Raw genomic sequence first — 25,481 nt, forward strand, 5'->3', positions numbered from 1 at the left:
CCGTGCGCGAATCGCGCTGACCCAGAACCCGAACGGAAATTCATGCCCCAGATCTCAGTCGCCATCGCCTACACCTCCGGCTACGGTCACACCCGCGAATTCGCCACCAGCGTCGCCGGCGGTGCCCGTTCGGTGGCCGGTACGAGCGTCGATCTCGTCGACGTCGCCACCATCACCGACGCCGGCTGGAGCACGCTCGGCAGCGCCGACGCGATCATCTTCGGCACCCCGACCTACATGGGCAGCGCGTCGGGCGCCTTCCACGCCTTCGCCGAGGCCTCCTCCAAGCCCTGGATGCAGCGGTCCTGGCAGGACAAGCTCGCCGCCGGCTTCACCAACTCCGGCTCGATGAGCGGTGACAAGCTGCACACCCTGCAGTACCTGGCGCTGCTCGCCGCGCAGCACGGCATGCACTGGATCAGCCTCGGACTCCTGCCCGGCTGGAACACCACCACCGCCAGCGAGCACGACGACAACCGTCTCGGCTTCTACCTCGGAGCAGGCGCCCAGTCCTGGAACGACCAAGGCCCCGACGCCGCGCACAAAGCCGACCTGAGCACCGCACGTCACCTCGGCCGGCGTGTTGCCACGGCGGGCCACATCTTTGCCGCAGGAAATTCCATCACGACAGCCGGACCGGTCGCCATCGACTAGGAGGCAAAGCCACGTCCCCCACGAACGACGGCGACGGCTGCTTCGGTGTCCAGCTCCCAGCCCTGGGCGTACGCCGTGGCGAAACCCTCCGGGCCCAGCGCGGCCCGCCCCCGCTCGGTGAGTTCGCGGACGTGCGGGTCGGTGTGGTCGTGGGTGCCTCGCAGCCGGGCGGCGGTGCCGAGCAGCATGGCCGACCGTTCCCGCAACCCGCGCGCGTCGGCGAGGGCGGCCGCGTTCACCGTTACCAGGGACAGGACCGGCAGTTCCCGCGTCGCCAGCGCGGCGGCGTACGCCTCCTGCAGTGCGCTGTCCACGCCGGACAGATCACCCCGCGCCAGGCAGAGAGCCGCCCGTGCGTTGCCGACCAGCGTCCGGGCGTGGGAGGTGGACGATCCGGGGTCGGCGGCGTCGAGCAGGTCAGCGGCCCGGTCCAGGTCGCCGCGGCGCACCCGGTAGCCGGCCTCGGTGGCGTCGACGAGGATCAGCATCGGCGCCGATGAGGCTTGCAATGCGCGCGATCGTGCCGCGTCGAGCATGGTGAGCGCGCGGTCGGTGTCGCCGCGGCGGGCGTACAGGTCGATCCAGCGCAGGTCGCTGTAGAGCTGGTCGCCGAGGCTGAGCCGGCCGAACTCGCCCGCCAGGGTCCGGGCCTCGCGCAGATCCGCCAGGGCGCCGTCGAGATCGTCGTAGCGCCGCAGCTGGGCGCGCATCGGGAGGGTGGCGGCCAGGCCCCAGCCGTCGCCGGCCTCCCGGAAGCGGGCCAGGGAGACCTCCACATGGGAACGCATCCGGGTCAGGTCGCCCATGTTCTCGGCGAGCTCCGCCTGGAACATGTGGGCCAGTCCGGAGAGCCAGGTGTCGCCGCCGTCGGCGAGAACCTGGAAGTTGGCCAGTGCGGTGTCCTCGTCCTGCAGGAAGAGCAAGACCGGGCCGAAGACGCGGTAGTGGCTCGGCAGCTCCGGATGGGCGAGCAGCCGGGCGGCGAGGTCGCGCATCTCGATCCGGTCGGCCGCGGCCTGGTCGGCGGTGATCCCGGAGAGGATGTCCGCGCGGTTGAGCAGGTAGACGGCCCGGGCGCAGTCGCGTTCGGGGCTCGGGGCACCGCCGGGGACCGCCAGGGCCTCGCCGAGCCAGTGGGCCCCGTCGGCGTGGTGGCCGAACATCTGCCAGTACCAGGTCAGGGCCAGTGCGAGGGCGATCGCCCCGGTGGAGTCGTGGGTGGCACACAGGTGGCGCAGGGCGGCGAGCGTGTTGTCGTACTCCGCGCTGATGACCTTCATGGCGGCAAGCTGGGACGGACCGCGCAGCCGGGCGTCGTGCCGGGTCGTCAGAGCGGTGAAATGTACGGCGGCCAGGTCGCGGACCGGCCCGAGTTCACCGGTGCCGGTCAGCCGGTCGATGCCGTACTCCCGGATGGTTTCGAGCATGCGGTAGCGGCCGGCGCCGGGCGCGAGCTGCAGCAGCGACCGGTCCACGAGGGTGGCGAGCAGGTCGGGGATGTCACCGGCAGGCACCGCCGTCCCCCCGCACACCGCGACGGCCGAGGCCGTCGTGACACCACCGGGAAGGACCGAGATCCGTTCGGCGACCGTACGCTCGTGCCCGGTCAGCAACTCCCAGCTCCAGGCGATGACAGCGCGCAGCGTCCGATGTCGTGGCGGTGCCGTGCGGCTGCCGGTGGTGAGCAGCCGGAACCGGTCGGACAGCCCGTCGGCGAGGTCCGGGAGCGCGAGGGTCCGCAGCCGGGCGGCGGCCAGCTCGAGGGCGAGCGGCATGCCGTCCAGGCCGCGCACCACGCGCACGATGTCGGGCACCGTGGACCCGTCGACGGCTAAACCGGGTCGTACGGCAGCGGCCCGCTCGGTGAACAGGCGCACCGCGGCCGACCGGCGGGCCTGCTCGACGCCGTCGTCCGGGCCGGGCAGGGCGAGCGGGGCCAGCGGCACGAGGGTCTCGCCGTCGACCGCGAGGGGTTCCCGGCTGGTGGCGAGCACGCGCAGGCCGGGGCAGCGTCGCAGCAGAGCCTCGACCAGGTGGGCCACGGCGTCGATCAGGTGCTCGCAGTTGTCGGCCAGCAGCAGCACCTCCCGGCTGCCGAGCTCGTCTACGAGGATGTCCAGTTCGTCACCGCCGCCCCGCACGCCCCGCAGCCCGATCGCGGCGAGCAAGGCCCCGGCGATCTTCGCTGTCTCGGTGACGGGCGCGAGATCGACGAGCCACACACCGTCGCGGGTGTCCTGGCGGCGGGCTGCCTCCAGCGCGAGCCGGGTCTTCCCGGCGCCCCCAGGACCGAGGACGGTGACCAGCCGTGCGGTGGTGAGCAGGGTGCCGATGCGCTCGAGGTCGTCGTCGCGGCCGATGAAGCTGGTCAGCGGCGCGGGCAAGGGGGAGCGGGAAGCGGCAGGGGTCGATGGAGCACGCAACAACCGCAGGTGGCGTTCCCGCAAGGCGGTGCCCGGGTCGGCGCCGAGGCCGTCCGCCACGGCCTCCCGGACCCGCTCGTAGACAGCGAGCGCCTCGGCCTGACGCCCCTGAGCGGCGTACGCGTCCATCAGCAACGCCGCCGCCCGCTCGTCGCCGGCGTGCTCGGCCAGCACTCCGGCCAGCCGGTCAGCGGCAGCCTCGGCCTGCCCCAGCGACAACTCCGCATCGGCCAGATCGGCAACCGCCTCGATCGACAACTGCGCCAACCGGGTCGCCACCGCCGGCGCGACCGCGGCGATCACCGGGGGTTCGGCGCCGGGCCGTCCACCCCACACCATCAGAGCCTCGGCGAGCGCGGCACTCGCGGCCTCCGGCTCACCCGCCCGCAGCCGCTCCCGCCCGGCCGCGGTCAGCTCCTCGAACCGCAGAGCGTCCACATCGGCCGGTGCCACCGCCAGCCGGTAGCCGCCCGCGACCTGCTCGATCGCATCACTGGCCGGAAAAGCCGGAGCAAGGGCGCGCCGGAGCCGGGAGACCAACGCCTGCAGGGCCGCCGAGGGTCCGGCCGGCGGCTCCTCACCCCAGATCGCCCCGATCAGCACGCCCGGCTCGACCGCCCGCCCACCACCGAGCGCCAGCCGCACGAGCAGTCCCTGCAACCGGGCCCCGGCAACGCTCAGGACGGCGTCGCCGGCGGACACCCGGAACGTGCCGAACATCGTGATGCGGAGACGGTCCATGGCCTGAATCCTCCCGCCCAGACTTGTGCACCCGCACATCAGGGGCGGCGATGTCCTGGCAACGACGAGCATCGACGCGGGCGGATCAATCACGTCGTTCCGGCAGCACGCGCAGTAAGGTTGTGGGCAATTTGGTTGTGCACAACTAAATTGTGCACAATTTAATTGCCCACAACCTTACTGCGCGAAAAAGGGCTGCTCTGCCGGGAAGGCTGCTCTGCCGGGAAGGCTGCTCTGCCGGGAAGGCTGCTCTGCCGGGAAGGCTGCTCTGCCGGGAAGGCTGCTCTGCCGGGAAGGCTGCTCTGCCGGGAAGGCTGGGCCGCTCGGTGATGCAGCGGGAGCGCGACAGGCAGGGCCGCGAGGTGGAACTCAGCGGGAGGCGACCGTCGGGCCTGCTGCCGCATGGCCGGCATCGGCGACGGAACGGCGACGAGCCGGGCAAATCACGGCGACGCGGCGGCGGGTCTGTCCGCGGTGCGGGGCCGCTGCCGGGCCAGGTCGAACAGGTAGGCGGGTGTAACCCAGATCGGGCGTGACTGGCGGGCCTGCCTGCTGTAACCCAGATCGGGTGTGACTGGCGGGCCTGCCTGTTGTAACTCAGATGGAGCGTGACAGGCGGGCCCGCTTGGTGGAATTCAGACCTGGCGTGACAGGCGGGCCCGCCTGGCGGAGCTCAGCGGGAGCGGGGCAGGCAGCACTTCTTGTACTTGTTGCCGGAGCCGCACCAGCAGGCACCGTTGCGCTCCGGGGGCCAGGTGATCTGGCCGGCGCGGGTGGCCTGCTGGTTCGCATAGCCGGCGCGGGTTTTCGGGTCGGCCGGGTCGTTGTCGGTGCCGGCGAAGCCGGTGAGGCCGGTGACCGTGGCGGGGAGCAGGGTGAGGCCGGTGCGGCCGGCGGAGGTCAGGCGGACCAGTTCGCGTTCGAGGTGGGCGCGGTGGTCGTCCCAGGTGGCGCCGTAGGGCTGGGCGAGGGCGGGCCACGTGGTCAGCATGCGGTCGAACTCGGCCTGGGGCCAGAACAGCAGGTCGTCGGCGGGCTCGGCGGCTGCGCGGGCGGTGGTGGCGGCGAGCTTGTTCTCGAGGCGGTCGGCCAGGTTGTCGTTGGCGTCGTGGGGGAGGCCGAGGGTGTGGCGGACGCGGTGGCGTTGCTGGAGGAGGAAGAAGGTGAGGCCGGCGTCGTCGGCGCTGGACGGCTCGGTGGCGCGGCCGGCGAGGGCCTTCTTCACGGCTTCGGTGAGCCACTGCTCGGCGATGATGACCCTGCTGCGGCCGCCGGCGGCCAGGGCCGCGGTGATGTACGCCGCGGCGTCCGGAACCTCGGTCAGCAGGGGGCGCAGGGGCTCGAGCTCGGCGAGGGCCTCGTCGTCGCGGCCGGAGCGGAACAGCAGGCGGGCGTGCAACGCGTGGGCAGCGCCGGCCTTCGTGTCGTCCGGTGTGGCGTATGAGGCGATGGCTCGTTCCGCGTAGCCAAGGGCGGCGTCGAGCTTGGAGCGGCTCTCGGCGATCTCGGCGGCGAGGGTGAGCGCGTGACCGGCGTCGTCGGGATCGGCGAGGCGGCCCGTTTCGGCGGCGTCGGCCAGGTCGGCGGCGATGCCCAGCGGATCGGCGGCGCCCAGGGCGGCTTGCCGGATCTCGGTGAGGTCAGCGCTGGTCAGGTCAGCTTTTGTCGGCACATCGCCACGCTACTGCGCACAGCGTACCGATGTCGGTTGATCTAAGTCTCATTCACGAAAGCCCGCGGCGGTCCAGGGCATGGAGGGTGGCGTAGGTGACGGCGCCGTAGATCAGGTGGGGGACCAGGTCACCGGCCCAGTCCGTCGCTGACCAGCTTCGCGGGTCGGTCACCCGCAGCTTGGCCATGGACACGTCGGTCGAGGCCATCGCTGTCACTCCGGCGAGGAGCGCTCCTACGGGTACGGGTGGGCGCACCCCGGCACCCCGCAGCAACCCGAACGCCGCGCCGATCCCGACTCCCGTGAGGATGCCGGTGAGGCTACCGAGGCCACTGACCCTGTTCTGCCGTTCATCGCCGGCGCCGGGCACCGTGACGGGGAGCCGGTCCTCGATGGCCTCGACGGTCCGCTCGGGTGTCCGGCTGGCGGCCCGGCCACGCACCACCATGTCGACGTAGGTCGCCGCGTTCAATGCGGCCGTGCCCGCGGCGCCCGCTGCTGCTCCGGCGAGGAATCCCGTGTTCATGAACCAGGTGTTCCCGGGGGCGCCGCGGTCAAACGGCCGATGAGGGCGAAGGCGAGCAGCCCGGTGGCGGTGAAGTCGATCGAGGGTTCGTTGGTGGCGGAGACGCGGGTGTCGTCGACGTAGTGGGCATCATCGCGGTCGAACGCCGCCAGGGAGCCCGTCGCACACGGGCTGGGTTCCGGGCCGTCGAGCAGTTCAAGGACGCGGTCCGCGTCGTTGGGGCCGTTGACCACGGCGCCGGTCATCCGCGCGGACGTCCCGGCCAGGGAGGCGATCTGATCGTGCGGGCATCGCGGGTACGTCGTCCCGGCCCCGACGACCAGCGAGGTGCCCCACCCGTTCGCGCCGAGGACCACACCGCGCTGGGCCGTCGCGAACGCCGCGTACCTGTTGTCGTGGAACGTGTGCTGGTAGAGCTCCGCCGCTGCGGTGAACCCGAGTTGCCGCGCGGCGTAGTCGGATCCGCCGTTCCCCGCGGCCGCGCTCATCGGGTTCGTGGCGGCGGCTTTCACCGCAGCGTCGAGGCGGTGTTCCAGGTCGGCGCGGAGGGCGTCGGTGTCTGCCCCCGGGATCCGGGCGAGCTCTGCGTCGGCGAGGACGCTCACGTCGTACACGGAGAGTGTTTCTGTGCCGCCGTCCTCCATGTAGCCGGACGCCCAGCTCGAGGCCGTCCGGAGCCATTCCGCGGTCCGGGGGTCACCGAGACCGGCGCCGGCGAGGGCGAGTTCGGTGGCGCCGAGGGCCATGTCGTCGGCCCAGCTGTCCTCGGGATAGAAGCTGCGGGGTTCAGCGGTGACCAAGGTGTCTCCGCCGGAGCCGGCCGCGTCGTAGATCTGGGCGGCGAGCGCCAGGTAGCGCGTGGCGAGGGCCCGGTCGGTGCCGGTGCGGACCTGGGCGGCGAGGGCGAACGCCGCGGCGACCCGGCCGGCGAGGTTGGGGCTGAGCGGTTCCCCGGAGGCCGCGGCGCGGAAGACCGGCCGGTACCGCTGGTAGTACTGGTCATCGCCGGGTTGGACGTCGAGCTGGTCGTCGGCCTGGGGGAGCCGCCACGTGTCGTGGTCGCCCAGGAAGGAGCCGCTCAGGCCGCTGCCGATCCCGACCTGGGTGTAGAGGACCCCGGCCTGCGGGTTCCACATCTTGGTGAGCCAGTCCAGGCCGTGCCGGGTCTCCGCCGCCAGGCCGTCCACGGCGCTGCCGTCCCGCTGCACCACGAGCATGGCGATCAGCGCGTACGCCGTGGTGTGCGTGAACTTCAGGAAGTCCCCGGCGTCGTACCAGCCCCCCTCCACGTCGACGGGCCCGCCCGACCCGGTCAGCTCCCCGGTCAGTGTCCCGTCGTCGTCGAAGTCCGGGGTCTCGTAGATCGTCGCCGCCCGGTCCGCCAGATGCGCCGGCTGCCGCTGGAACGGCCCGCTGACCTGGTCGGCGCCGTCGCGGTGCGCCTGGAAATATCCGACGGCGTCCCGGACCAGCGGATCGAAGAGCGAGTTCCCGACCCGGAAGGGTACGGACTCAGCGCGCACGCCGCCCTCGACGCGGATCTTGTACGTGCCCGGCCGGGTCAGCGCGCTCAGGTCCACCGGGCGTACGTCGGGGAACCGGTCGTTCCAGCCGGCGCGACGGGCACCGATCGTCGCGTCCAGCACCTTGTCGCCGGAGGCGTCGATCACCGTCGCCCGTGCCCCTGCGGCGTCGCGCGGGGCCATCAGGACGGCGATCTTCTGCTCGCCGGGGGCGTAGCCGATCTGGTCCACCCGGATGAACGCGTCCGCCTCCGGGTGGCTGGAGCCGCATGAGCCGACTGGCAGGAGCACCACGATCAGCGGCAGCACGAGCAGGCGGCGGAGCCGGGTTCCCAAGAGCATCACGACGATGCATTCTTGTCGCTGCCGAACTCCGCGAGACGGACATTTTGTACGGGCCGCTCGCCGTTGTGTTGCGCACAATTTAGTTGTGTGCAATTTAGTTGTGCACAACTAAATTGCACACGACCTAACGGTGGGTGACTTGAGCGGCGCCGAAGCTCGTCGAGGTGATTCTGCTGTCATCCCGGCGGCGCAGGATCTGCACCTCGGTGGTCGCCCCGGTGCCGGTCATCGGCAGAACGCGCACCGAGGAGGGCGCGACCGCGGACACACTCGCCGGCGCGATGGTCACCCCGAGCCCGGCCGCGACCAGATGCGTCACCGTGGTCCAGCTGCTGGCGTCCTGCACGATCCGCGGGATGTAGCCGGCCTCCAGGCACGGGCGGAGGTTGCTCTGGTACGCCCGCTCCCCGGCGGCCCGCGGGAAGAACACGAACGGGTCGTCCCGCAGGATCCCGGCATCGATCGCCTGGTCACCGGCGTGCGGGTGGTCGGCCGGCAGGATGGCGACGAAGGACTCGGTGGCGAACGCGGTGGCCACCAGATCGTCGTGCGGGTCCGCGTCCCGGACCACCCCGAGATCAACCTCGCCGGTCAGCAACCGGTCGATGACCTGCGCCGTCACGTCAGCCCCCACGAGATCCCCCTGGCGCCGTACGCCCGAGCCAGCGTCTTCATGAAGATGGCCCTCTGATCTTCACGGCCGGCACCGCGTGATCAGGCCCGGGCGCGTTCGACCAGTGACGCCGTGAAATCCGCCGCCGGCATCGGCCGCGCGAACAGATACCCTTGCGCGACCGAGCACCCGAGCAACTGCAGCTCCGCGACCTGAGCCGTCGTCTCGATCCCCTCGGCGACGGTGCTGAGCCCGAGCACCTGAGCCAGCCGGATCACCGCCTCGGCCACACCGGCACCACGCGTCGTGCCGTCGAGCTTCGCCACGAAGCTGCGGTCGATCTTGAGGACGTCGACCGGGAGCTGGGTGAGCAGGTGGAGCGAGCTGTAGCCCGTACCGAAATCGTCGACCGCGACCCGGATGCCGTGCCGGCGCAGGGCCTCCAGGGCCGGGATCGCGACCTCCTCGTCCACGATCGCGGACTCGGTGATCTCCAGGACCAGCGCCTCGGCGGGCAGCCCGGTGCGGTGCAGGACGGTGATCACGTCGCCGAGGAACGAGTGTTCCTGCAGCTGGCGGGCCGAGACGTTGACGCTCGCGTAGAGGTCGCCGGCGCCGGACATCCGCCACTGCTGCACCTGGCGGCACGCCTCTTCCAGGACCCAGCGGCCGATGCCGGTGATCGCGCCGGTGCGTTCGGCGATCGGGACGAACTCGGCCGGGGAGATCGGGCCGAGGACCGGGTGCTCCCAGCGCAGCAACGCCTCGACGGCGACCGGGTTGCCGGTGCTCAGATCGACCAGCGGCTGGTACGCGAGCCCGAACTGCCCGTCGCCGGCCGCCGTCACCAGCGCGTCGGCGAGTGCGGCGTCCCGGTCGCGCCGGTCGGTCATCTCCGGGTGGAACATGCGCCAGCCGTGCGTTCCGGCGCGCTTCGACTCGTACATGGCGACGTCGGCCCGGTGCTGGAGTTGTTTGGCCGTGTCGCCGGGCCGGGACAGCGCCATGCCGATGCTGCAGCGGATCGTGAGCCATTCGCCGCCGATCTCCAGCGGGGTGCCGGCGAGGGTCGCGAGCACCCGCTCGGCGACGGCGACGGCCTCGCCCTCGTTCGTGACCCCGCTCAGCAGCACCACGAACTCGTCGCCGCCGACCCGGGCGGCCACATCACCGCGGCGCACCGTCGTGTTCAGCTGCCGGGCGAACTCGACCAGCACCCGGTCCCCGGCGTCGTGCCCGAGCCGGTCGTTGACCTGTTTGAAGCCGTCGAGGTCGAGCAGCATCAGCGCTGCCGGATCTCGGCGCTGCTCGGCGCGGTCCAGGGCCTGGCGCATGCCGGTGAGGTTCGCGAGGCGGGTGAGGGTGTCGGTGACGTTGATGCGGCGGCTGTCCCTCAACGAGATCAGCTGGCGTACGGCGAGCGCGGTGGTCATCGCCGTCTGACCGATCGTCAGTCCGCCCCAGAGCAGGAACGCGTGCTCGCGGATGGTGACGACGACCAGGAGCGCGTTGCCGAAGCCGACCGCCACGTACGGCAGCCGCGTCGACCAGGCCGGCATGCGCGCGGTGCCGGGCAGATCGTCGTCGGTCGCGGCGGAACACTGCTGCATGGCGGCCACGGTCATGATCAGCGAGGCGATGACCAGGCTGGCGGACGCGAGCGGGGAGTGCTCGGCCGCCTGACCCTGCACGCGCAGCGCCGAGAACACGGTGTCGGCGACGGCGTAGAGCAGGATCCCGGCCAGCAGCACGATCAGCGGCCGGTTCAGGCGGGCCACCGCGCCCCGCAGCAGCACGGCGCTGACCGCCACGAGCAGCAGCAGGGTGCCCAGCGGATAACCGACGTCGAACAGCCAGCGCAGGTCGGGTTCGGTGCGCACCGAACGGGCCAGCACGAAATACCAGACCAGGATGAATCCGCTGCTCAGTACGGTGACGACCTCGGCGATGAAGGCGAGACGCTCGCGAGCGTCGAGGCGCTGCGCCGAGACCGACAGCGCGGCCCCGGTCAGGCTCAGGAACATGCTCAGCCCGCACAGAACCGCGACCCAGAACCACGGCTCCCGGCCCGTCAGCTCGTTGACGGCGAAGCTGATCGTACTGGCCAGCGAGAGACCGCGGCCGGCGGCCGCCAGCAGCCAGGTGGTCCGGGTGGCGGTCCGGCGGGCAGCCCTGATGCTGTACGCCAGCCCGAGCGCATCGAGCGCCAGCAGCGACACCCCGAGCACGGCGGTACGCGCTGCCGGGCTGGTCAGCGCCACGCCCTGCCCGAGCACGGTGAGAGTGATGAGCCCCAGCGCGCTGCGGGGCAGCCGTCCGAGCATCGACCCGTCCTCCGCCGTAGTGGTTTTCCACGCGTCTCATCGGTCGGCAGCGGCCCGTCTCACAGCCGTCGTGACTGTTGCACCCGATCTGCAACCGTCGTGGCGGCGCCGTATTTTGGACGCCATGACTGTTCTGCCCATCCGGCTCGTCGGCGATCCGGTGCTGCGCGAGGCCGCCGTCCCCGTCTCCGACTTCGACGCCGAGCTGCGCAAGCTCGTCGACGACCTCAGCGAGACCCTGATCTCCACCGGCGGCGCCGGGCTGGCCGCCCCGCAGCTCGGCGTCGGCCTGCGGGTCTTCGCGCTGAACCCGAAGATCAGCGACGGCGAGTTCGACCACCTCGTCAACCCGGTCCTCGAGTTCCCCGACGAGGAGGATCAGGACGGCCCCGAGGGCTGCCTCTCCATCCCGGGCATCTACCTCGACACCCGCCGCCGGATGAACGTCGTCGCCAAGGGCTACACCAAGCACGGCGACCCGATCCAGCTCGTCGGCGAGGGCCTGCTGTCCCGCTGCGTGCAGCACGAGACCGATCACCTCGACGGTGTGCTCTTCATCGACCGCCAGCGCCCCGAGCAGCGCGACCAGCTGCTCGCCACGATCCGCGCGGCGGCCTGGGCCGAGGGCCTGCCGATGCCGGAGGTCCGCACCAGCCCCCACTGATCACCCGCGTCCGCGCCGCACCACCGGGACCCCGGAGCTCACGTGATGACGCCTCCCAGGGCGTGCCGGGGCCTTCAGCCGGCGACGATCGGCTGACCGTTCGGCCCCCGGTCGACCGGCCCATCCTGACCGATCGGACCACGGCGACCGACCCGATTGGACGGTCGCGGTATCCATCGAGTATCGTTGTCCCTACGCCGTTGCGAGTTCTTCCCCCGTGGAATTCGCAGCGGCGCTTTAATTTCCCCCGCCTCCCGTGATTTCCCCGTCTCCCGTGATCCCCTCGCCGCCCGTGTTTCCGTCCAGGCCCGGTGCGCGGTCGTCACGCCACTCGGCTGCCACGGCGAGCAGGACCTCCTCGAGATGGGCGAGCGGGTCGGCCGGCGCCGACCGGAAATACTCGTCGTACCAGACCCGGAACGCCCCCACGGTCGCCACGACCCGCAGCCGCAGCCGCCAGTCCACCTCGCGCGGCCCCGGGCCCCGGGCCGCCACCAGCGCGGCGATCTCGCTCTCCTGATCGGGGCGCATCCCGACGCTGGTCGCCCGCAGATGCTGCGACCCCTGGACCACGAACCGCAGCCCGGCCAGCCAGTCGTGGTGATCGATCGCGAACCGGCCCAGCTCCAGCATCGCGAGCCGCAGCACCTCGGTGTCCGACGGCCCGCCCGGCGCCGCCGCCAGGTAGTCGATCACCAACCGGCCCATCAACCGCACCGGCTCGGCGACCACGTCCTCCTTACTGGCGAAATACCGATGGAACGTACGCGGTGCGATGTCCGCCGCCGCACAGATGTCCGTGACCGTCACGTGGTCGTACCCACGCTCGACGAACAGCCGCCACGCGGCAGCCACCGTCGACGCGCGGGCCTCCTCGCGCTTGCGGTCCCTCAACGTAGTGATGAGCGCGCTCCCTCTCGCTGTCCCGGCCGGTTGTGACGCCGCTCTCAGAATCGCCGTGCGGCCATCTCCCTGCAACATACAAGTGGCACTGTCTGCCTCGTGGCACATCCTGCCACTTCCGCGTCCCGATGTTGGAGCCTCCACATGTCCCGAGCCGCCGAACTCGCCGCCCCGGCCGCGGCCCCCGTACCGGCGAAGGGGTCCTGGTCCGGCCGGCAGATCGCCGTCGTGCTGGTGATCGGTCTCGCCGCGCTGATGGTCTCACTCACCCAGTCGCTGCTCATCCCGGTCATGTCCGAACTCGGCGTCGAGCTCGACGCCTCCGCCGACGGCATCGCCTGGATCTTCACCTCGACCCTGCTCGTCGGTGCCGTCGCCGTCCCGACCTTCGGGCGCCTCGGTGACCTCTACGGCACCCGCAAGATGCTGCTCGTCGCCCTCGGCGCGCTGATCGCGGGCTCACTCATCTGCGCCGTCTCCACCAACCTGCCGATGATGATCGCCGGCCGCGCGGTCGTCGGCCTGTCCGCCGCGACCATCCCGCTCGCCATCAGCCTCGTCGGCGTGATCCTGCCCCGCGAGCATTCCCGCTCGGGCATCGCCCTGATCAGCGCCATGCTCGGCGTCGGCGGCGCCCTCGGCCTCCCGCTCGCCGGCCTCGTCGCCCAGTACGCCGACTACCACGTGCTGTTCTGGATCTGCGTCGTCGGCGGCATCCTGGTCGTCCCCGCGATCCTGCGCATGGTTCCCGAGCCGGAGCGCACCGCCAAGGGCACGATGGACATCCCCGGGACCCTGCTGCTGGCCGCCGCGATGCTGTCCCTGCTGCTCCCGCTCGCCCAGGGCGAATCCTGGGGCTGGACCGACCCGCTGACCGTCGGCCTGCTGGTCCTCGCCGTGGTCCTGCTCGCCGCGTTCGTCCTGCTGGAACTGCGCCTCAAGTCCCCGCTGGTCGACGTGCGGACCAGCGCCCGGCCGTCGGTCCTGCTGACCAACCTGGCATCGCTCTGCGTCGGCTTCGCCCTCTTCGCCACCCTGATCGGCACGGCCTCCTACGTCCAGGCCCCGGCCGCGACGGGGTACGGCTTCGGCTCGTCCATCCTGGTCGGCGGGCTCTGCATGCTCCCCGGCGGCCTGATGATGCTGCTGCTCTCCCCGGTCTCGGCCAAACTCAAGCCCCGCACCGCCCTCACCGTCGGGGCCCTGATCATCGCCGCCGGCTTCGGCACCCGCATCGTCCTCACGGACCACCTCTGGCAGGTCATCCTCGGCGCCACCATCGCCGGAGCCGGCACCGGCATCGCGTACGCCGCCATGCCCGGTCTGATCATGCACGCCACCCCCCGCTCCGAGCTGGCCGCCGCCAACGGCCTGAACACCCTCTTCCGCAGCGTCGGCAGCTCCCTCGCCAGCGCCATCGGAGGCGCCATCCTGGCCGCCCAGACCATCGCCCTGGCCGGCCACGCCCTCCCGTCCCTCACCGCCTACCGCACCCTGTTCGCCATCTGTGCCGGCGCGGCGGTTCTGGCCGCAGCCCTCGCCACGGTCATCCCACGCTCCTCCACCACCGCGGACGCCGCCCTCACCGACTGACAACGCCCTCCTCCTCTTTTGCCGGTCGTGCCGCGAAAGAGGAGGAGTGTGTCGTTACCGGCCAGGGGTGTCCGAGCCGACACAGATGCGAAAGCCGTACTCCTTGGCCTCGCTACGGTATTCGGCCTCGATGTCGGACGCACTGCTCAGGAATTGCTCACCGGTCACCGCCTGACCGACCTTGAAGGCGCCGGCCGATTGCAGGAAGACGTCGTTCGCCCGGGTCCGTTGCGCGAAGAGGTCAGTCAGCAGGTCCTTGTCCGCGGGCGGGCGGCTCAGGGCGGCGAGGGTGTCCAGCAGCCTCTGGTTGCCGGTGGTGATCGTGGTGAGCCAGGCGCCGAAGTCTCCGGGCTCCTGGGACCGGTCCGGCATGGCTGTGGAGACGTCGCTGCGATGGTCCGCGCACGCCTTCTCGGCCTTCGCGAGGAAGGTCGCCTTCGAGGTGCCGCGGCTCGGGACCGGGCTGGGATCCCCGCTCGGCGTCACCTCCGGCGTCACCTCCGCTGTCGCCTCCGCCGTCCGGGAAGCCGACTGATTTCCCGGGTTCCCGGAATTGGATTCGCTTTTCTCGTTATCAATGGCGAATCCCACCGCGGCGGTTGCGACGACTATCAGGGCGAGTGCCATGACGACCCGCCTCGCCCCGCCTCGTTCCGGCCTGGCCCAGCCGGGCCGGTCGAGCCAATTCGCCAGCACTCCGCCGACGACGGTGATGGCCGCCCCGGCCAGCACCAGAATGATCAGTATGGGCATCACGGATACATGGTGCCAGCCGATATCGATCATTATCGGTGCGGCATGCGATCAATTTCCTAATTCTATTGAACGGTGATCCTTCTGATCCTTTCACCGGTTGCGAACGTACGAGTTGTCACGCCGGCAGCGACTGCATTCATCAACCGACAGAAAGGACGGAACGCGATGCTCGATCTTCTTCTGGAGTTCCTCTTCGACGAGGTCGGAGAGCTGGTGGGCGATGCCGTGAGCAGCGTCGTGGAGGCGGTCGCCGAGGCATTCGGTGACTCCGTGGCGGACGCCGGATCGGCCGTGACAGCCATGGACCTGCCGATCGACGGGCCCGTCGAACCGCCGCTGGACACACCCGCGGAGGGCGGCGGCATGATGGCCGCCATGGACGGCGGCATCTCACCGGACCGGTTCGACCCGGCGCCCGTGATGGGGGCTTTCCGGCCCTGACGAAACACCCGGCGACCGGCGCGGCAATGCTGACCGCACCGGTCGCCAATGGGGAGGGTGACCGGTGTCGACGTCGGTGGGCGTCTGGTCGGGTGGGCCAACCTCATGCACCATCAGCGGAATGTGACCACCGCTGCCTTCCCTGTCGCTGACGGGATGGGCGGGTTTCCGCGGAACGCTCCGTACGACCGGATCGTCGGATGGTGCACGCCACCGGAGTTGCCGCGGGCCCGGATCGAGCAGCTGGCCGTGGGCGGACTCGACCTGCTCGTGGAGCCCGCGCACACCGAGGTCTGCCGGCATGCCCCGCTGGACCGGCGATCGTGGACAGCGGGGTGTTCGGCGCTCGGGGATCCGCAGCTCAGCACCGCTTCCCTGCGTGACGGGACGCGCGCCGCCGGGCACGGCACGACGACGTCGGCCGCGATGGCCGGGAGCGACGGGGTGATCGTCGCCGACGGGCCGGGCCCGCCGTCACTCAGCGTCCTGCGAGGGCGGTTGCGGGACTGGGAGCGGGCCGGGCGATCCGGTGCCGACGGATATCGGGGCGTTTGGGGGGCTGCGGCTGCGGCTGTTCCGGCGATGAGGGTGGGGGGCTCGTGGGGTCGTGACGGTGGGTCACTAGCCTGGGTCCGCTGATGGGGCGGGATGGGACACCGGATTCGGGGTCGGGGTCCACCGTGTCGTGTCGGTAACCGGGACATGTGTTTGGTCTATGGTGAATTGGTATATCTACGGTCGCCGATGGGCGTTCCGGGCGGGGACCCTGTGGACCGGGGTGGTGCCGTGCGGGGCGTGGCGGGGCGGCGGCATCGGAGGAGACGATGAGCGACAGCGAGCCGGCCGACGACATGGCCCTGCTCGTCGGCAAGGCCCTCGGCGGTGATCATGCTGCCTGGAATCGGATCGTGGACCGCTACAGCGGCCGGGTCTGGGCCATCTGCCGGGTCCACAACCTGGGCCAGGCGGACGCGGCGGACGTCTTCCAGCAGACGTGGCTGCGTGCGCTGGAGAATCTCGCCGCGCTGCGCGACCCCGACCGGTTCGGTGCCTGGCTGGGCACGACCTGCCGGAACGAGGCCCGGGCGACGCTGCGGCGCGGCCGGCGTACGCAACCCGTGGACGACACCTGGCTGCTCGACCGGGAGGCCGGGCCGGACGGGGACCCGGAGCGGCCGGTGCTGACGGCGGCCCGGGACTCCGAGCTGTGGGGGGCCTTCTCCCAGCTGGGTACGCGCTGCCAGCAGGTGCTGCGGGTACTCGTGGTCGACGCGGAGGACCGCCGCCCGTCGTACGAGCTGGCCGCCACCGCGCTGGACATGCCGATCGGCAGCCTCGGGCCGACGCGCAAGCGGTGCCTGAATCAACTGCGCCGATTCCTGACAGAAGGTATCGACGGCGAAACTCGGGAATCGTGACAGTGACGAGCGCGCCACGCAACGCGTTTTCCCCCCGCCCCGAGGAGACACCGTGACCGAACCCATCGAGCCCGACGAGCTGTCGCCGGAGGACGGGCTGCTGCTGGCCCGGCTGGAGGCGATGTTCATCGAGGCGGACCCGGCCCCGGACGGGGCCGTGGCGCTCGCGAAGGCGAGTTTCATCCTGCGGTCCCTCGACGCGGAGCTCGCGGCGCTGGTGGAGGATTCGGAGAGCGAGTCGGCCGAGCCCGCGGGCAGCCGGGCGATGGCGGTGCGCGGGCCCGGTGCGGCACCCCAGCCGCGTCAGCTCACGTTCCAGGTCGTCGACGCGCGCGGCCGCGACGAGGTGGTCATCGCGGTGCAGGTGGAGGCCGTCGGCACCCGGCGCCGGCTCACCGGCCATCTCGCCCCCCAGGGCCCGGCAACCATCGAGGTACGCCAGACCGCCGGCGCCCAGGCCCGCAGCGTCGACGCCGACGGCCGCGGCCTGTTCATCATCGACGACGTCCTGCCCGGCCCGATGAGCCTCACCCTGCGCCGCGCCGGATCCCCCGCCGTCGCCACCCAGTGGACCCTCGTCTGACAGATCACCGACACTGCGCCTCTTCGCCGTGACGGACCCAGGTCCCTGCGGCGAAGAGGGCCAGGTCATCCCAAGGCGCGGTCGTGCAGGTTGGTTCAGGCGCGGTCGTGCAGGTTGGTTCAGGCGCGGTCGTGCAGGGTGATCTGGTAGCCGTCGGGGTCAGCGAACGTGAACGTGCGCCCGAACGGGCCGTCGATCGGTGCGGAGACGATGGGGTGACCGTCGGCGGCGAGAGCGTCGTGAATGGCCTGGACGTCGGTGGCATGGAGCCAGATCGCCGCGCCGATGCCGGGCTGGGCGACGGCGGCGAGGTCGGTGCCGGGAACGATGTCGCGGAGTGCGAACGCGATCGGCTTCGTCTCGAAGACCACGGCGTGCGGCGGCCCGGCCGGCGAGCGGACGAGGCCGAGATACTGCTCGTAGAACGCCTGCGAGGTGGCGAGGTCGCGGGCCTGCAGGGAGATGAAGTCGGGGCCGGTGACCGGCATGTGAGGCTCCTTCGCATGTGTCAGTTAACTGACACGGAGCTTATGTCAGAATGCTGACATGAGTCAAGACAGCACCGGCGTCGACCTGGAGACGTCACTGGGCTACCTGCTGAAAGAGGCGTCGAGCGCCCTGCGCGCGGCCATGGAGGAGGCACTGCGCCCGTTCGGGATGAACGTGACGCGCTACGCCTGCCTCGAGCTGCTGGCGCAACGGCCGGGCCTGTCGAACTCCGAGCTCGCGCGGGGCGCGTTCGTGACCCGGCAGTCGATGAACGTGCTGCTCCAGGCCCTGGAGCGGGAGGGCTACGTCACCCGGCCCGCGGAGGCCCCCGTCGGGAAAATTCTCCCCACGCGTCTCACTCCGCTGGGCCGGCAGAGCCTGGAGAAGGCCACGGCGGCGGTCCGGTCCGTCGAGGTCAGGATGCTGGCCGGCATGACCGGCCCCGAGCAGTCAGAAGCATTCCGGCTCCTGCAGAGCATGATCCGATCCCTGCGCGACACCGCCTGACCGCGACGCCGGTCCAGAGCGACGCCGGACAGAGCGACGCCGGACAGGGAAAGGCCCGGGACCGCGTGGTGGTCCCGGGCCGGTGTTCGTTGTGCGGGGTAAGGGTCAGAGCGGCGTGCCGGGGAGCAGGTGCACCGCGGTGCCCAGCTCCGGAACACCCGGGCGGCCGGTGACCAGCTGGTCGAAGGCTGCCTTCGGGGTCAGGGTGGCGTTCTCGCCGCAGAGGGCCGCGACCGCCGCGCTGATCTGGGGTGCGGTGAACGAGGTGCCGCTCCAGGTGGCCCACGGGTCCTGGCCGAAGGTGACGTCGTCGCCGATGTGGTCCTCCGGCGGGAGTTTGCCCTCGACGAAGGTGGAGACGATGCCGACGCCGACCGTGGAGCAGTGGACCCAGGAGCCGTGGTTGGAGAAGTTGGCCGGGGTGAGGTCGCTGTTGAGCGCGCCGACGGCCTTGACGCCCGGGAACGCCGCCGGGTAGAGCGGCAGGTCCTTGCCGTCGTTGCCGGCGCTCGCCACGATCAGGACCTGCGGGTGCTCCGCGGCGATGTGGGCGACCGCCTCCTGCATGGCCAGCGGCGGGACGCCGTCGACGGCGGGGGCGCCGAAGGAGGCGTTGATGATGAGGCGTCCGCCGTTGGCGTCCTCCGCGGCTTTGATCATCATGTCGGCCGCGGCCTCGTCGGTGCCGAGGCCGTCGGTGCTGGTGAAGCGGTAGACCACGACCTCGCAGTCGGGGGCGATCTGGCGCACGATGCCGGCCGCGAACGTGCCGTGGCCGGCGAACCAGTCGATGCGGTCGAGCGGGGCGAGGACGTTGACCGGGTCGGTGCCCTCGCGGACGACGCCGGTGTCCCAGCCGTCGCTGCGGGCCTCCGCGGTGATGCCCGTGTCGATCACCGCGACCCGCACCGGGGCCCCCGCGCCCTGGGCGGCGAACGGTGCCGGGGCGACGGTGCTGCCCGGGTACGAATTCCCCTTGATCACGTAGCCGAGCGGGACGATCGAGTTGACGTTCGCCATGATTTTCTTCTCGTCGCGCAGGCGCTTGGCGTCGGCGCGCAGCTCGGTGACGTTCTTGCGGCCCTCGCTGCGCAGGACGCGGGTGCGCCGGCGGGGGCTGCGGTCGGCCCGGTCGGCCGGCGCATATCCGGGGAGCAGTCCGTCGAGCTCATCGGGCCCGGCGTCGACGACGAGCTCGTTGGCCACGGCGAGGACCGCGCGGGTGCCGCTGCGTGGCACGAAGTGCAGGAACGGCGTGGCGTGGTCGGCCGGGGCGGCGAGCTGGCGCCGCTGGATCCGCTCGACGAAGACCTCCTGGGCGACCCGGGCGTCGTCGTCGGCGTTGGGCGTCGTCAGCGAGGTCACCTGCTTGCGGACGGCTTCCTTGTCGTGCGCGAGCTGTTCGGCTGTACGCCGGTCCGGCAGTGGCCAGCGGGACGCAACGGTCATGGATTCTTCTCCCTTGTCGTCGGTAGTCTGACGGCGGCTTTATCCCTCACGTCATCCGGGGCGGTGGACCATGGGGGCCGGCGGAACGGAAGACGGTCGGTTGTGGATCTGAGTTCTGTAGTGGATCTGAGTGAACGGGCTGACGCCGCCTACAACAGAGTCGTGCTCGATCCGGTCAGATACGCCGGAGAGGCAGAAGAACTCGTGGCGTCCGCCACCTCGGCCGGTGACAGCGAGGCTCTGGTGGTGAGCCTGCGTGCCCTGGCCTGGGTGCGGCACGTCAATCTCGACAACGAGGGCGCCCGGAAACTTCTGAGCCGAGGGGTACGCCTCGCCGCTCACTGCGGCCTCGACCGGCGCCTCGGCGACCTGCTGATGACCCGCTCGATGGCGCTGCAGGAGCTGGGCCGCTACGAGGCGGCCGCCCGTGACCTGCACCGCGCGGAACCCCTCGTGGATCACGCGGAGCTACCCGACCTGCGGTTCCAGCTCGCCGTCCTCGATCACAACCGGGGCCGCATCCAGGCCGCCGCCGACGCGTACGAGCAGCTGCTGCAGGATCCGGCCTGCCCGCCGTTCGTCTGGGTGAAGGCGGCCAACAACCTGGCCAACGTGCAGACGCTGCTGGGCCGCCCGCAGGAGGCGCTCGGCTACCTGGAGCGCGCCGCCGAGCTGGCCGCGGGCCTGGGCACCCGGCTGCCGGCCGTGATCGCGAACGGGCGGGCCTGGTCGAGCTACCACGCCGGCCGGCTCGCCGAGAGCGTGCGCCTGTTCGAGGAGGCCGGGCGGCTGCACGCGGCGGCGGGGCTGCCGCTGGGCGAGCACCACGTGGAGTACGCCGACGTGCTGCGCGATCTGCGGTTGCTCGACGAGGCGATGGCCGCGGCACGCTCCGCGAGTGTCGAGTTCGAACGCCACGGCGCCCGGCTGATGGCCGCCGAGGCCCGGTTGCGATGTGCCCGGCTCGCGCTGGAGCTGGGTGACCCGGCGACCGCCCTGGCCGACGCGCAGACCGCGGCCCGCGACTTCCGCCGTCAGCGCCGCCCCGCCTGGGCCGCCCGGGCGCGCGTGGCGGAGGCGGAGGCGCAGGCCGCCCTGGAGGGTGACTCGACGCCGGTGCTGCACAGGCTGCGGCGGGCCGCGGCCACGCTGCAACGGCTCGGCCTGCGCGAGGAGGCCGCGTACGCGCACCTGGCCGCCGGTCGCGCCGCCATCGCCCTGAACCGCCCGGACTTCGCGCGGCGCGAGCTCTCCGCGGTCGGTGACCTCGCGGACGGCCAGTCCCTGCTGGTACGCCTGCGCGGGCACCTCGCCCGGGCCCTGCTCGCGGACGCCGAGGATTCCGGCGACGTGCTGCGGGACTGCGTACGGGGCCTGCGTGAACTGGCCCGGCACCGCGCCGCCCTCCCGTCGCTGGAACTGCGGGTCCTCGCCTCCGGGCACGGTGCCGAGCTGGGCGAGCTGGGCCTGCGCACCCTGCTGCCGAACGGCTCGGCCGGCCGGATCTTCGAGTGGCTCGAACGCACCCGCGCCGCCGCCCTGCTGCGCGTGCACCCCCCGGCGACCGGCGTCGACGAGGACGTCGTCGCGCTGCGCAGCGTCGAGCAGGAGCTCCGCGACGCCCGGCTGGCCCGCGGCGAGGAACCGGCCGGGTTGCTGGCCCGGCAGAGCGCGCTGGAGGCCCGCATCCGGCGCCGCTCCTGGACCGGGGACGAGGGTGTCGGCGGTGAGGCCGCCTCCCCGACGAGCCTGGCCGGGTTGCGGCGCGCCCTGGACGGTCAATGGCTCATCGAGTACGCCGTGATCGGCGACCGGGCACTGGCGGTCGTGGTCGAACCCCGCCGGACCCGCGTCGTCGAGCTCGGCCCGGTGGCTCCGATGAACCAGGAGGTCGCCGCGGCGGAGTTCGGGCTGCGCCGGCTGCTCAGCGGCACCCGGTTCGGGGCCGCGGCCCGTGCGGCGACCCAGGAGGCGATCGACGCGCTGGCCCGGCTGCTGGTCGCCCCGGCCGGCGTACCCGCCGATGTCCCGCTCGTCGTGGTGCCGTCGACGCACCTGCTCGGCGTACCGTGGTCGGCTCTGCATCCGGCCCCCGTGTCGGTGTCGCCTTCCGCGGGTCTCTGGGCACACGCTCGCCGGATCCTGCCGGCCGGGGGAGCGCGCGGGGTGGCCGTCATCGGCGGCCCCGACCTGGACGGCGCGGGAGCCGAGGTCAAGGCGGTCGCCGCCGAGCACGACCGGGCCCGCGCCCTGCTCCCGCCGCAGAGCACGGCCGCCGCGACGGTCGCCCTGGTGAAGGACGTGGAGCTGGCCCACTTCGCGTGCCACGGCCGGTTCCGCTCCGACAGCCCGCTGTTCTCCGCGCTGCAGCTCGCCGACGGCCCGCTCACGCTCTACGAGATGCTCGCGCACGGGATGGCCCCGCGCCGGCTGGTGCTGGCCTCCTGCCACTCCGGGGCGCAGCAGCCGTACGGCGGTAACGAGGTCCTCGGCTTCGCCAGCGCCATGATGTCGCACGGCAGCACCGGCATCGCCGCCGCCGACGTACCGATCCCCGACGGCGCCAGCACGGGCGCCATGACCGTCCTGCATCAGCGCCTCGCCCGCGGCGACACCATGCCGCAGGCCGTCCGGCACGCCCGCGCCGCGCTGGCCGAGGGCGGCGCGGAGGAGTACGTCGCGTGGTACGGGCTCACGGCGTACGGTCCGGGTTAGGAATTTTCTTGGTTGTCGCGGTGTCTGTTCCTGACGTGACTTCTGACATCGTCGCGTGCGCCTCGTGCGGGCAGCGCAACCGCGTGCGGGCGACCGCCGCCGGTAAACCCGTCTGCGGCAAGTGCCGGGCGGCCCTGCCGTGGATCGTCGACGCGGGCGACGACACGTTCGCCGAGGTGGCCGAGCAGTCCTCGACGCCCGTCCTGGTCGACTTCTGGGCACCGTGGTGCGGGCCGTGCCGCGCGGTCGGCCCGGCACTCGAACAGGTGGCCCGGGACCTCGCCGGACAGGTCAAGCTCGTCAAGGTCAACGTGGACCACGCCCCCCGGTTGTCGCAGCGCTTCGCCGTGCAGGCCGTGCCGACCCTGATGCTGATCAGGGACGGCCACGTCGCCGCCCGCCAGGTCGGCGCAGCACCGGCCGCGATGCTGCGCCGCTGGGTCGAGCAGGGCCTCGCCGCACCCACGGTCCACTAACCGTTAACCTATTATCCTAATAGGAAATGACCAGGTATCCTGAATCCATGACCGTCACCTCGGCCCACCCCAAACCGGCTACCGACGCAGCGTTCCGCCGGCAGCTGGAACGCGACGCCGTCTGGGAACGCATGATCTCCCCGGGCGCCCGGGTGCCGGACCTGCCGCTCCTCGAGGCGGACCTGGGCCCGATCTTCCTGCACCGCCTGCTCGACACCGGCCCCGTCGTCCTGATCTTCTTCGGTCACGCCGGCTCCCCGGGCAGTGCCGAGGCGCTCGCTGCGTACGACCGGGATCTGCGAGGCCTGGACGCCCACCTGGTCGCCGTCAGCCCGCAGCGCCCGGAACGCCTCGCCGAGCTCAAGCACCGCCTCGACCTGACGGGCCTGCTGGTCGCCGCGGACCCCCGGCACACCCTGATCGACGCGTTCAACCTCGGCTACAGCAGTCCCGAATCAGCCCCGGCCCTCGCGACCGGCCGCTCCACCCTGCCGTACCCGGCCGTCGTGGTGGTCGACCGCACGGCCACGGTCCGCTTCACCGACGTCAGCGCCGACCCCTCCGCCCGCATCGGCGCCGCCGCCATCATCGAGGCGGTCTCCGCCCTCTGAGGACGATCGGCCGGAGGGGTCAGCCGTCGAGGAAGCCCTCCAGGATCCGGGTGAACTGCGCCGGCTGCTCCTCGGCCACGTAATGGCCGCAATCGTCGAGGACCACCCCGGTGACGTCGTCGGCCGCCAGCCGCATCGTGCCGGCGGCCGACGCACCGGTGTAGAGCGCGCCGCCGACGGCGAGCACCGGTAGCGTCAGCCGGGTCTTCATGCGCTGCTCGTTCTGCGCGATCGTCTCGTCCAGCGCCCGGTAGTAGGCGAAGCTCGCCCGCAGCCCGCGGGGATCCGCGACGATCGCATCGACGTAGACGTCGACGGCGTACGCGGGGATCGCCTCCGGGGTGGCGGCCTTCTGGGTGAACTGGTAGCCGAAGAACAGCCGCTCCCGTCCCCGGACGAGGTCCTCGCCGAGGTGGTCGGCGAGCCGGTTGAAGCCGAAGTGCCAGAACCGCTGGCTGACCGCGGCCGGGCTGAAGAACTCTGGGGTCGGCGTGACGCCGGGGATGATGGCGTCGACGACGGCGAGCTTGCCCACCCGCTCCGGGTGATCGGCGGCGAGGGCGTACCCGGTCCACATGCCGATGTCGTGACCGACCACGTCGAACCGGTCGTGCCCGAGTGCGGCCATCAGCGCGACCAGATCAGCGGCCAGCGTGCCGGCGTCGTAACCGTCGTCGGGCTTGTCGGAGAGCCCGGCCCCACGCGAGTCGACGGCCACGACGGTGTGCTCGCGGGCGAGCGCGGGCATGACCTCCCGCCAGGCGTACCAGGTCTGCGGCCATCCGCCGATCAGCAGCACCGGCGGGCCGTCCCCGCCGGTCACCGCGTGCAGCCGCAGCCCGTCCACCTCCACGATCCGGCTGGTGAACACGTCGGTGAACCCCTCGGGCAACCGCAACGAACTCAGATATGTCATGCCGGCGACGATACCCATCTTTGAACGATCAGTACAAGATGTGTAGGCTGACGAGCATGGCGGGCCGCAAGCAATTCGACGTGGACGAGGCGCTACGACGCGCGATGCACGTGTTCTGGCGCTGGGGCTACTCGGAAGCCTCGATCGACCGCCTCACCGAGGGCACGGGCCTGGGCCGCGGCTCGCTCTACGGCACGTTCGGCGACAAGAGCACCCTCTTCCGCAAAAGCCTCGAACGGTACGCCCAGACCTACCACCCGCTGTACTACCAGGCCCTCACCGCCCCCCACCCGGACCCGGGCGCCGTCATATCCGACTACCTCCAGGTCACCCTGAACCGCATCGCCGACCCCACGGTCCCGGACGGCTGCCTGCTCACGGTCTCGGCAACGCAGTTCCCCGCCCTCGACGCGGAGGGTCAGACCATGGTCCGGACCATGATCGACGGCTTACGGGCGATGCTGACGCAGGCGTTCCTCGCGGCGGGTGCCGATGAGCAGCGGGCGGCAGAGCTCGCGCTGTGCACCCTGGCAACAAACAAATCCCTCGCGGTGCTGAGCCGCGCCGGCTTCTCCGCCGAGGATCTGGCAACCGTCGCCGCAGCCGCCGCCCGCATCCCCGGTAGGCCCTGACCGCCTCGTGGGGACGGGTGATCAGGGGTGCTTCATGATGTCGGGGTGAGCAACCTGACTATCCGGCCTTTGACCATCCGGGCCCGGCGGTCCGAGGACCTCGAGCTGTGTGTGCAAGCGTTGCGTGAGGTGCGCCTCGCGAGCGGTTATCCGATGAAGTGGCCGTCGGATCCCGTGGGGTGGCTGGACCATCCGCGGCTGGACCAGGCCTGGGTCGCCTATAGCTCACCCGGTGTGATCGACGGGCATGTCGCTGTGCAGAACGGCCGGGAGGTCACCCGGTTGTTCGTGGCGCCCGCGGCCCGGCGGATGAAGGTTGCCAGCGCGTTGCTGGACCACGTGAGTGTGTGGTCCGGCGGCCGGCTGATCCTCGACGTCGTCGACCGGCCGGACTCGTCCGCGGTCGCGTTCTACGAGGCCACCGGCTGGCGGTACACGCACATGACGACCGCCGGCTGGAACGGTCCGCGTGGGGAAACCGTCCGGCTGCGACACTACGTCCGATAG

General features: G+C 71.6%; 24 protein-coding genes. 13 read left to right on the forward strand and 11 right to left on the reverse strand.

The features are described from left to right. Positions 1 to 42: 42 nt before the first annotated feature. Positions 43 to 654, forward strand: a complete 612-nt coding sequence (locus Aco04nite_RS10150; RefSeq protein WP_212996939.1) for a flavodoxin family protein — start codon at positions 43 to 45, stop codon at positions 652 to 654. Here the strand turns inward: Aco04nite_RS10150 and Aco04nite_RS10155 are convergent. The 6 genes from Aco04nite_RS10155 to Aco04nite_RS10180 form a co-directional block, all read right to left on the reverse strand. Further along, a complete protein-coding gene (locus Aco04nite_RS10155) occupies positions 651 to 3,818 on the reverse strand; it encodes an AfsR/SARP family transcriptional regulator (protein ID WP_212996940.1) in 3,168 nt (1,055 codons plus the stop codon). The two genes, Aco04nite_RS10150 and Aco04nite_RS10155, sit on opposite strands and share 4 nt — an antisense overlap. A gap of 673 nt (positions 3,819 to 4,491) precedes the next feature. Continuing rightward, entirely contained in the window at positions 4,492 to 5,490 is a 999-nt protein-coding gene (locus Aco04nite_RS10160; protein WP_212996941.1) for an SEC-C domain-containing protein, read from the reverse strand. 52 nt (positions 5,491 to 5,542) lie between these two features. Beyond that, a complete protein-coding gene (locus Aco04nite_RS10165; RefSeq protein ID WP_212996942.1) occupies positions 5,543 to 6,016 on the reverse strand; it encodes a hypothetical protein in 474 nt (157 codons plus the stop codon). Continuing rightward, positions 6,013 to 7,881 (reverse strand): glycoside hydrolase family 9 protein, encoded by a 1,869-nt coding sequence (locus Aco04nite_RS10170; RefSeq protein ID WP_244875910.1) that lies wholly within the window; start codon positions 7,879 to 7,881, stop codon positions 6,013 to 6,015. Before Aco04nite_RS10170 ends, Aco04nite_RS10165 begins: the two co-directional genes overlap by 4 nt. 127 nt (positions 7,882 to 8,008) lie before the next feature. Continuing rightward, on the reverse strand, positions 8,009 to 8,518 hold the full coding sequence (locus tag Aco04nite_RS10175; protein WP_212996944.1) for a LysR family substrate-binding domain-containing protein: 510 nt from the start codon (positions 8,516 to 8,518) through the stop codon (positions 8,009 to 8,011). Positions 8,519 to 8,598: 80 nt separating this feature from the next. After that, on the reverse strand, positions 8,599 to 10,821 hold the full coding sequence (locus Aco04nite_RS10180) for a putative bifunctional diguanylate cyclase/phosphodiesterase (RefSeq protein WP_212996945.1): 2,223 nt from the start codon (positions 10,819 to 10,821) through the stop codon (positions 8,599 to 8,601). A gap of 124 nt (positions 10,822 to 10,945) precedes the next feature. On the opposite strand from Aco04nite_RS10180, the gene def reads away from it, so the two are divergent. Next, positions 10,946 to 11,485 carry a peptide deformylase gene (gene def, locus Aco04nite_RS10185; protein WP_212996946.1) on the forward strand — a complete coding sequence of 180 codons (540 nt, stop codon included), beginning with the start codon at positions 10,946 to 10,948 and terminating at the stop codon, positions 11,483 to 11,485. A 237-nt stretch (positions 11,486 to 11,722) separates the two neighbouring features. On the opposite strand, the gene Aco04nite_RS10190 is transcribed toward def, so the two are convergent. Next, a complete protein-coding gene (locus Aco04nite_RS10190; protein WP_244875864.1) occupies positions 11,723 to 12,379 on the reverse strand; it encodes a TetR/AcrR family transcriptional regulator in 657 nt (218 codons plus the stop codon). Between the two features lie 153 nt (positions 12,380 to 12,532). On the opposite strand from Aco04nite_RS10190, the gene Aco04nite_RS10195 reads away from it, so the two are divergent. Then, on the forward strand, positions 12,533 to 13,981 hold the full coding sequence (locus tag Aco04nite_RS10195; protein ID WP_212996947.1) for an MFS transporter: 1,449 nt from the start codon (positions 12,533 to 12,535) through the stop codon (positions 13,979 to 13,981). A 54-nt stretch (positions 13,982 to 14,035) separates the two neighbouring features. On the opposite strand, the gene Aco04nite_RS10200 is transcribed toward Aco04nite_RS10195, so the two are convergent. Next, positions 14,036 to 14,737, reverse strand: a complete 702-nt coding sequence (locus tag Aco04nite_RS10200; RefSeq protein ID WP_212996948.1) for a hypothetical protein — start codon at positions 14,735 to 14,737, stop codon at positions 14,036 to 14,038. A 165-nt stretch (positions 14,738 to 14,902) separates the two neighbouring features. Here Aco04nite_RS10200 and Aco04nite_RS10205 point away from each other — a divergent pair, with 165 nt between their 5' ends. The 4 genes from Aco04nite_RS10205 to Aco04nite_RS10220 all read left to right on the forward strand — a co-directional run bounded on the left by Aco04nite_RS10205 (position 14,903) and on the right by Aco04nite_RS10220 (position 17,179). Further along, positions 14,903 to 15,178 (forward strand): hypothetical protein, encoded by a 276-nt coding sequence (locus tag Aco04nite_RS10205; protein WP_212996949.1) that lies wholly within the window; start codon positions 14,903 to 14,905, stop codon positions 15,176 to 15,178. A gap of 57 nt (positions 15,179 to 15,235) precedes the next feature. Then, positions 15,236 to 15,817 carry a class I SAM-dependent methyltransferase gene (locus Aco04nite_RS10210; protein WP_212996950.1) on the forward strand — a complete coding sequence of 194 codons (582 nt, stop codon included), beginning with the start codon at positions 15,236 to 15,238 and terminating at the stop codon, positions 15,815 to 15,817. Positions 15,818 to 16,002: 185 nt separating this feature from the next. After that, positions 16,003 to 16,596: an RNA polymerase sigma factor gene (locus Aco04nite_RS10215; protein ID WP_212996951.1), complete on the forward strand. Its 594-nt coding sequence runs from the start codon at positions 16,003 to 16,005 to the stop codon at positions 16,594 to 16,596. Between the two features lie 52 nt (positions 16,597 to 16,648). Further along, positions 16,649 to 17,179 carry a hypothetical protein gene (locus Aco04nite_RS10220; RefSeq protein WP_212996952.1) on the forward strand — a complete coding sequence of 177 codons (531 nt, stop codon included), beginning with the start codon at positions 16,649 to 16,651 and terminating at the stop codon, positions 17,177 to 17,179. Positions 17,180 to 17,298: 119 nt separating this feature from the next. On the opposite strand, the gene Aco04nite_RS10225 is transcribed toward Aco04nite_RS10220, so the two are convergent. Beyond that, positions 17,299 to 17,667: a VOC family protein gene (locus Aco04nite_RS10225; protein WP_212996953.1), complete on the reverse strand. Its 369-nt coding sequence runs from the start codon at positions 17,665 to 17,667 to the stop codon at positions 17,299 to 17,301. Positions 17,668 to 17,725: 58 nt separating this feature from the next. Here Aco04nite_RS10225 and Aco04nite_RS10230 point away from each other — a divergent pair, with 58 nt between their 5' ends. After that, on the forward strand, positions 17,726 to 18,175 hold the full coding sequence (locus tag Aco04nite_RS10230; protein WP_212996954.1) for a MarR family winged helix-turn-helix transcriptional regulator: 450 nt from the start codon (positions 17,726 to 17,728) through the stop codon (positions 18,173 to 18,175). 105 nt (positions 18,176 to 18,280) lie between these two features. Here the strand turns inward: Aco04nite_RS10230 and Aco04nite_RS10235 are convergent, their stop codons facing one another. Next, on the reverse strand, positions 18,281 to 19,624 hold the full coding sequence (locus Aco04nite_RS10235) for a S8/S53 family peptidase (protein WP_212996955.1): 1,344 nt from the start codon (positions 19,622 to 19,624) through the stop codon (positions 18,281 to 18,283). Between the two features lie 162 nt (positions 19,625 to 19,786). Here Aco04nite_RS10235 and Aco04nite_RS10240 point away from each other — a divergent pair, with 162 nt between their 5' ends. The 3 genes from Aco04nite_RS10240 to Aco04nite_RS10250 are packed head-to-tail and all read left to right on the forward strand — an operon-like array spanning position 19,787 to position 23,426. Then, complete coding sequence (locus tag Aco04nite_RS10240) at positions 19,787 to 22,339, forward strand: CHAT domain-containing protein (RefSeq protein ID WP_212996956.1); 2,553 nt, start codon at positions 19,787 to 19,789, stop codon at positions 22,337 to 22,339. Positions 22,340 to 22,374: 35 nt separating this feature from the next. Beyond that, complete coding sequence (trxA, locus tag Aco04nite_RS10245; RefSeq protein ID WP_212996957.1) at positions 22,375 to 22,815, forward strand: thioredoxin; 441 nt, start codon at positions 22,375 to 22,377, stop codon at positions 22,813 to 22,815. A 47-nt stretch (positions 22,816 to 22,862) separates the two neighbouring features. Then, positions 22,863 to 23,426 (forward strand): redoxin domain-containing protein, encoded by a 564-nt coding sequence (locus tag Aco04nite_RS10250; RefSeq protein WP_212996958.1) that lies wholly within the window; start codon positions 22,863 to 22,865, stop codon positions 23,424 to 23,426. Positions 23,427 to 23,445: 19 nt separating this feature from the next. On the opposite strand, the gene Aco04nite_RS10255 is transcribed toward Aco04nite_RS10250, so the two are convergent. Beyond that, on the reverse strand, positions 23,446 to 24,342 hold the full coding sequence (locus Aco04nite_RS10255; protein WP_212996959.1) for an alpha/beta fold hydrolase: 897 nt from the start codon (positions 24,340 to 24,342) through the stop codon (positions 23,446 to 23,448). Between the two features lie 56 nt (positions 24,343 to 24,398). Here Aco04nite_RS10255 and Aco04nite_RS10260 point away from each other — a divergent pair, with 56 nt between their 5' ends. Together Aco04nite_RS10260 and Aco04nite_RS10265 are read left to right on the forward strand one after the other, a co-directional pair. After that, complete coding sequence (locus Aco04nite_RS10260; RefSeq protein ID WP_212996960.1) at positions 24,399 to 24,974, forward strand: TetR/AcrR family transcriptional regulator; 576 nt, start codon at positions 24,399 to 24,401, stop codon at positions 24,972 to 24,974. Positions 24,975 to 25,019: 45 nt separating this feature from the next. After that, positions 25,020 to 25,481, forward strand: a complete 462-nt coding sequence (locus Aco04nite_RS10265) for a GNAT family N-acetyltransferase (protein WP_244875865.1) — start codon at positions 25,020 to 25,022, stop codon at positions 25,479 to 25,481.

The sequence above is a fragment of the Winogradskya consettensis genome, assembly GCF_018332715.1.
In the GTDB taxonomy this organism is placed as follows: domain Bacteria; phylum Actinomycetota; class Actinomycetes; order Mycobacteriales; family Micromonosporaceae; genus Actinoplanes; species Actinoplanes consettensis.

Bases quoted from the DNA above. Each gene is read 5' to 3' on its own strand.
- Aco04nite_RS10150 (WP_212996939.1), top strand. From the start codon at position 43: ATGCCCCAGATCTCAGTCGCCATCGCCTACACCTCCGGCTACGGTCAC.
- Aco04nite_RS10155 (WP_212996940.1), bottom strand. From the start codon at position 3,818: ATGGACCGTCTCCGCATCACGATGTTCGGCACGTTCCGGGTGTCCGCC.
- Aco04nite_RS10165 (WP_212996942.1), bottom strand. From the start codon at position 6,016: ATGAACACGGGATTCCTCGCCGGAGCAGCAGCGGGCGCCGCGGGCACG.
- Aco04nite_RS10170 (WP_244875910.1), bottom strand. From the start codon at position 7,881: ATGCTCTTGGGAACCCGGCTCCGCCGCCTGCTCGTGCTGCCGCTGATC.
- Aco04nite_RS10180 (WP_212996945.1), bottom strand. From the start codon at position 10,821: ATGCTCGGACGGCTGCCCCGCAGCGCGCTGGGGCTCATCACTCTCACC.
- def (WP_212996946.1), top strand. From the start codon at position 10,946: ATGACTGTTCTGCCCATCCGGCTCGTCGGCGATCCGGTGCTGCGCGAG.
- Aco04nite_RS10195 (WP_212996947.1), top strand. From the start codon at position 12,533: ATGTCCCGAGCCGCCGAACTCGCCGCCCCGGCCGCGGCCCCCGTACCG.
- Aco04nite_RS10205 (WP_212996949.1), top strand. From the start codon at position 14,903: ATGCTCGATCTTCTTCTGGAGTTCCTCTTCGACGAGGTCGGAGAGCTG.
- Aco04nite_RS10215 (WP_212996951.1), top strand. From the start codon at position 16,003: ATGAGCGACAGCGAGCCGGCCGACGACATGGCCCTGCTCGTCGGCAAG.
- Aco04nite_RS10225 (WP_212996953.1), bottom strand. From the start codon at position 17,667: ATGCCGGTCACCGGCCCCGACTTCATCTCCCTGCAGGCCCGCGACCTC.
- Aco04nite_RS10230 (WP_212996954.1), top strand. From the start codon at position 17,726: ATGAGTCAAGACAGCACCGGCGTCGACCTGGAGACGTCACTGGGCTAC.
- Aco04nite_RS10235 (WP_212996955.1), bottom strand. From the start codon at position 19,624: ATGACCGTTGCGTCCCGCTGGCCACTGCCGGACCGGCGTACAGCCGAA.
- Aco04nite_RS10250 (WP_212996958.1), top strand. From the start codon at position 22,863: ATGACCGTCACCTCGGCCCACCCCAAACCGGCTACCGACGCAGCGTTC.
- Aco04nite_RS10255 (WP_212996959.1), bottom strand. From the start codon at position 24,342: ATGACATATCTGAGTTCGTTGCGGTTGCCCGAGGGGTTCACCGACGTG.
- Aco04nite_RS10260 (WP_212996960.1), top strand. From the start codon at position 24,399: ATGGCGGGCCGCAAGCAATTCGACGTGGACGAGGCGCTACGACGCGCG.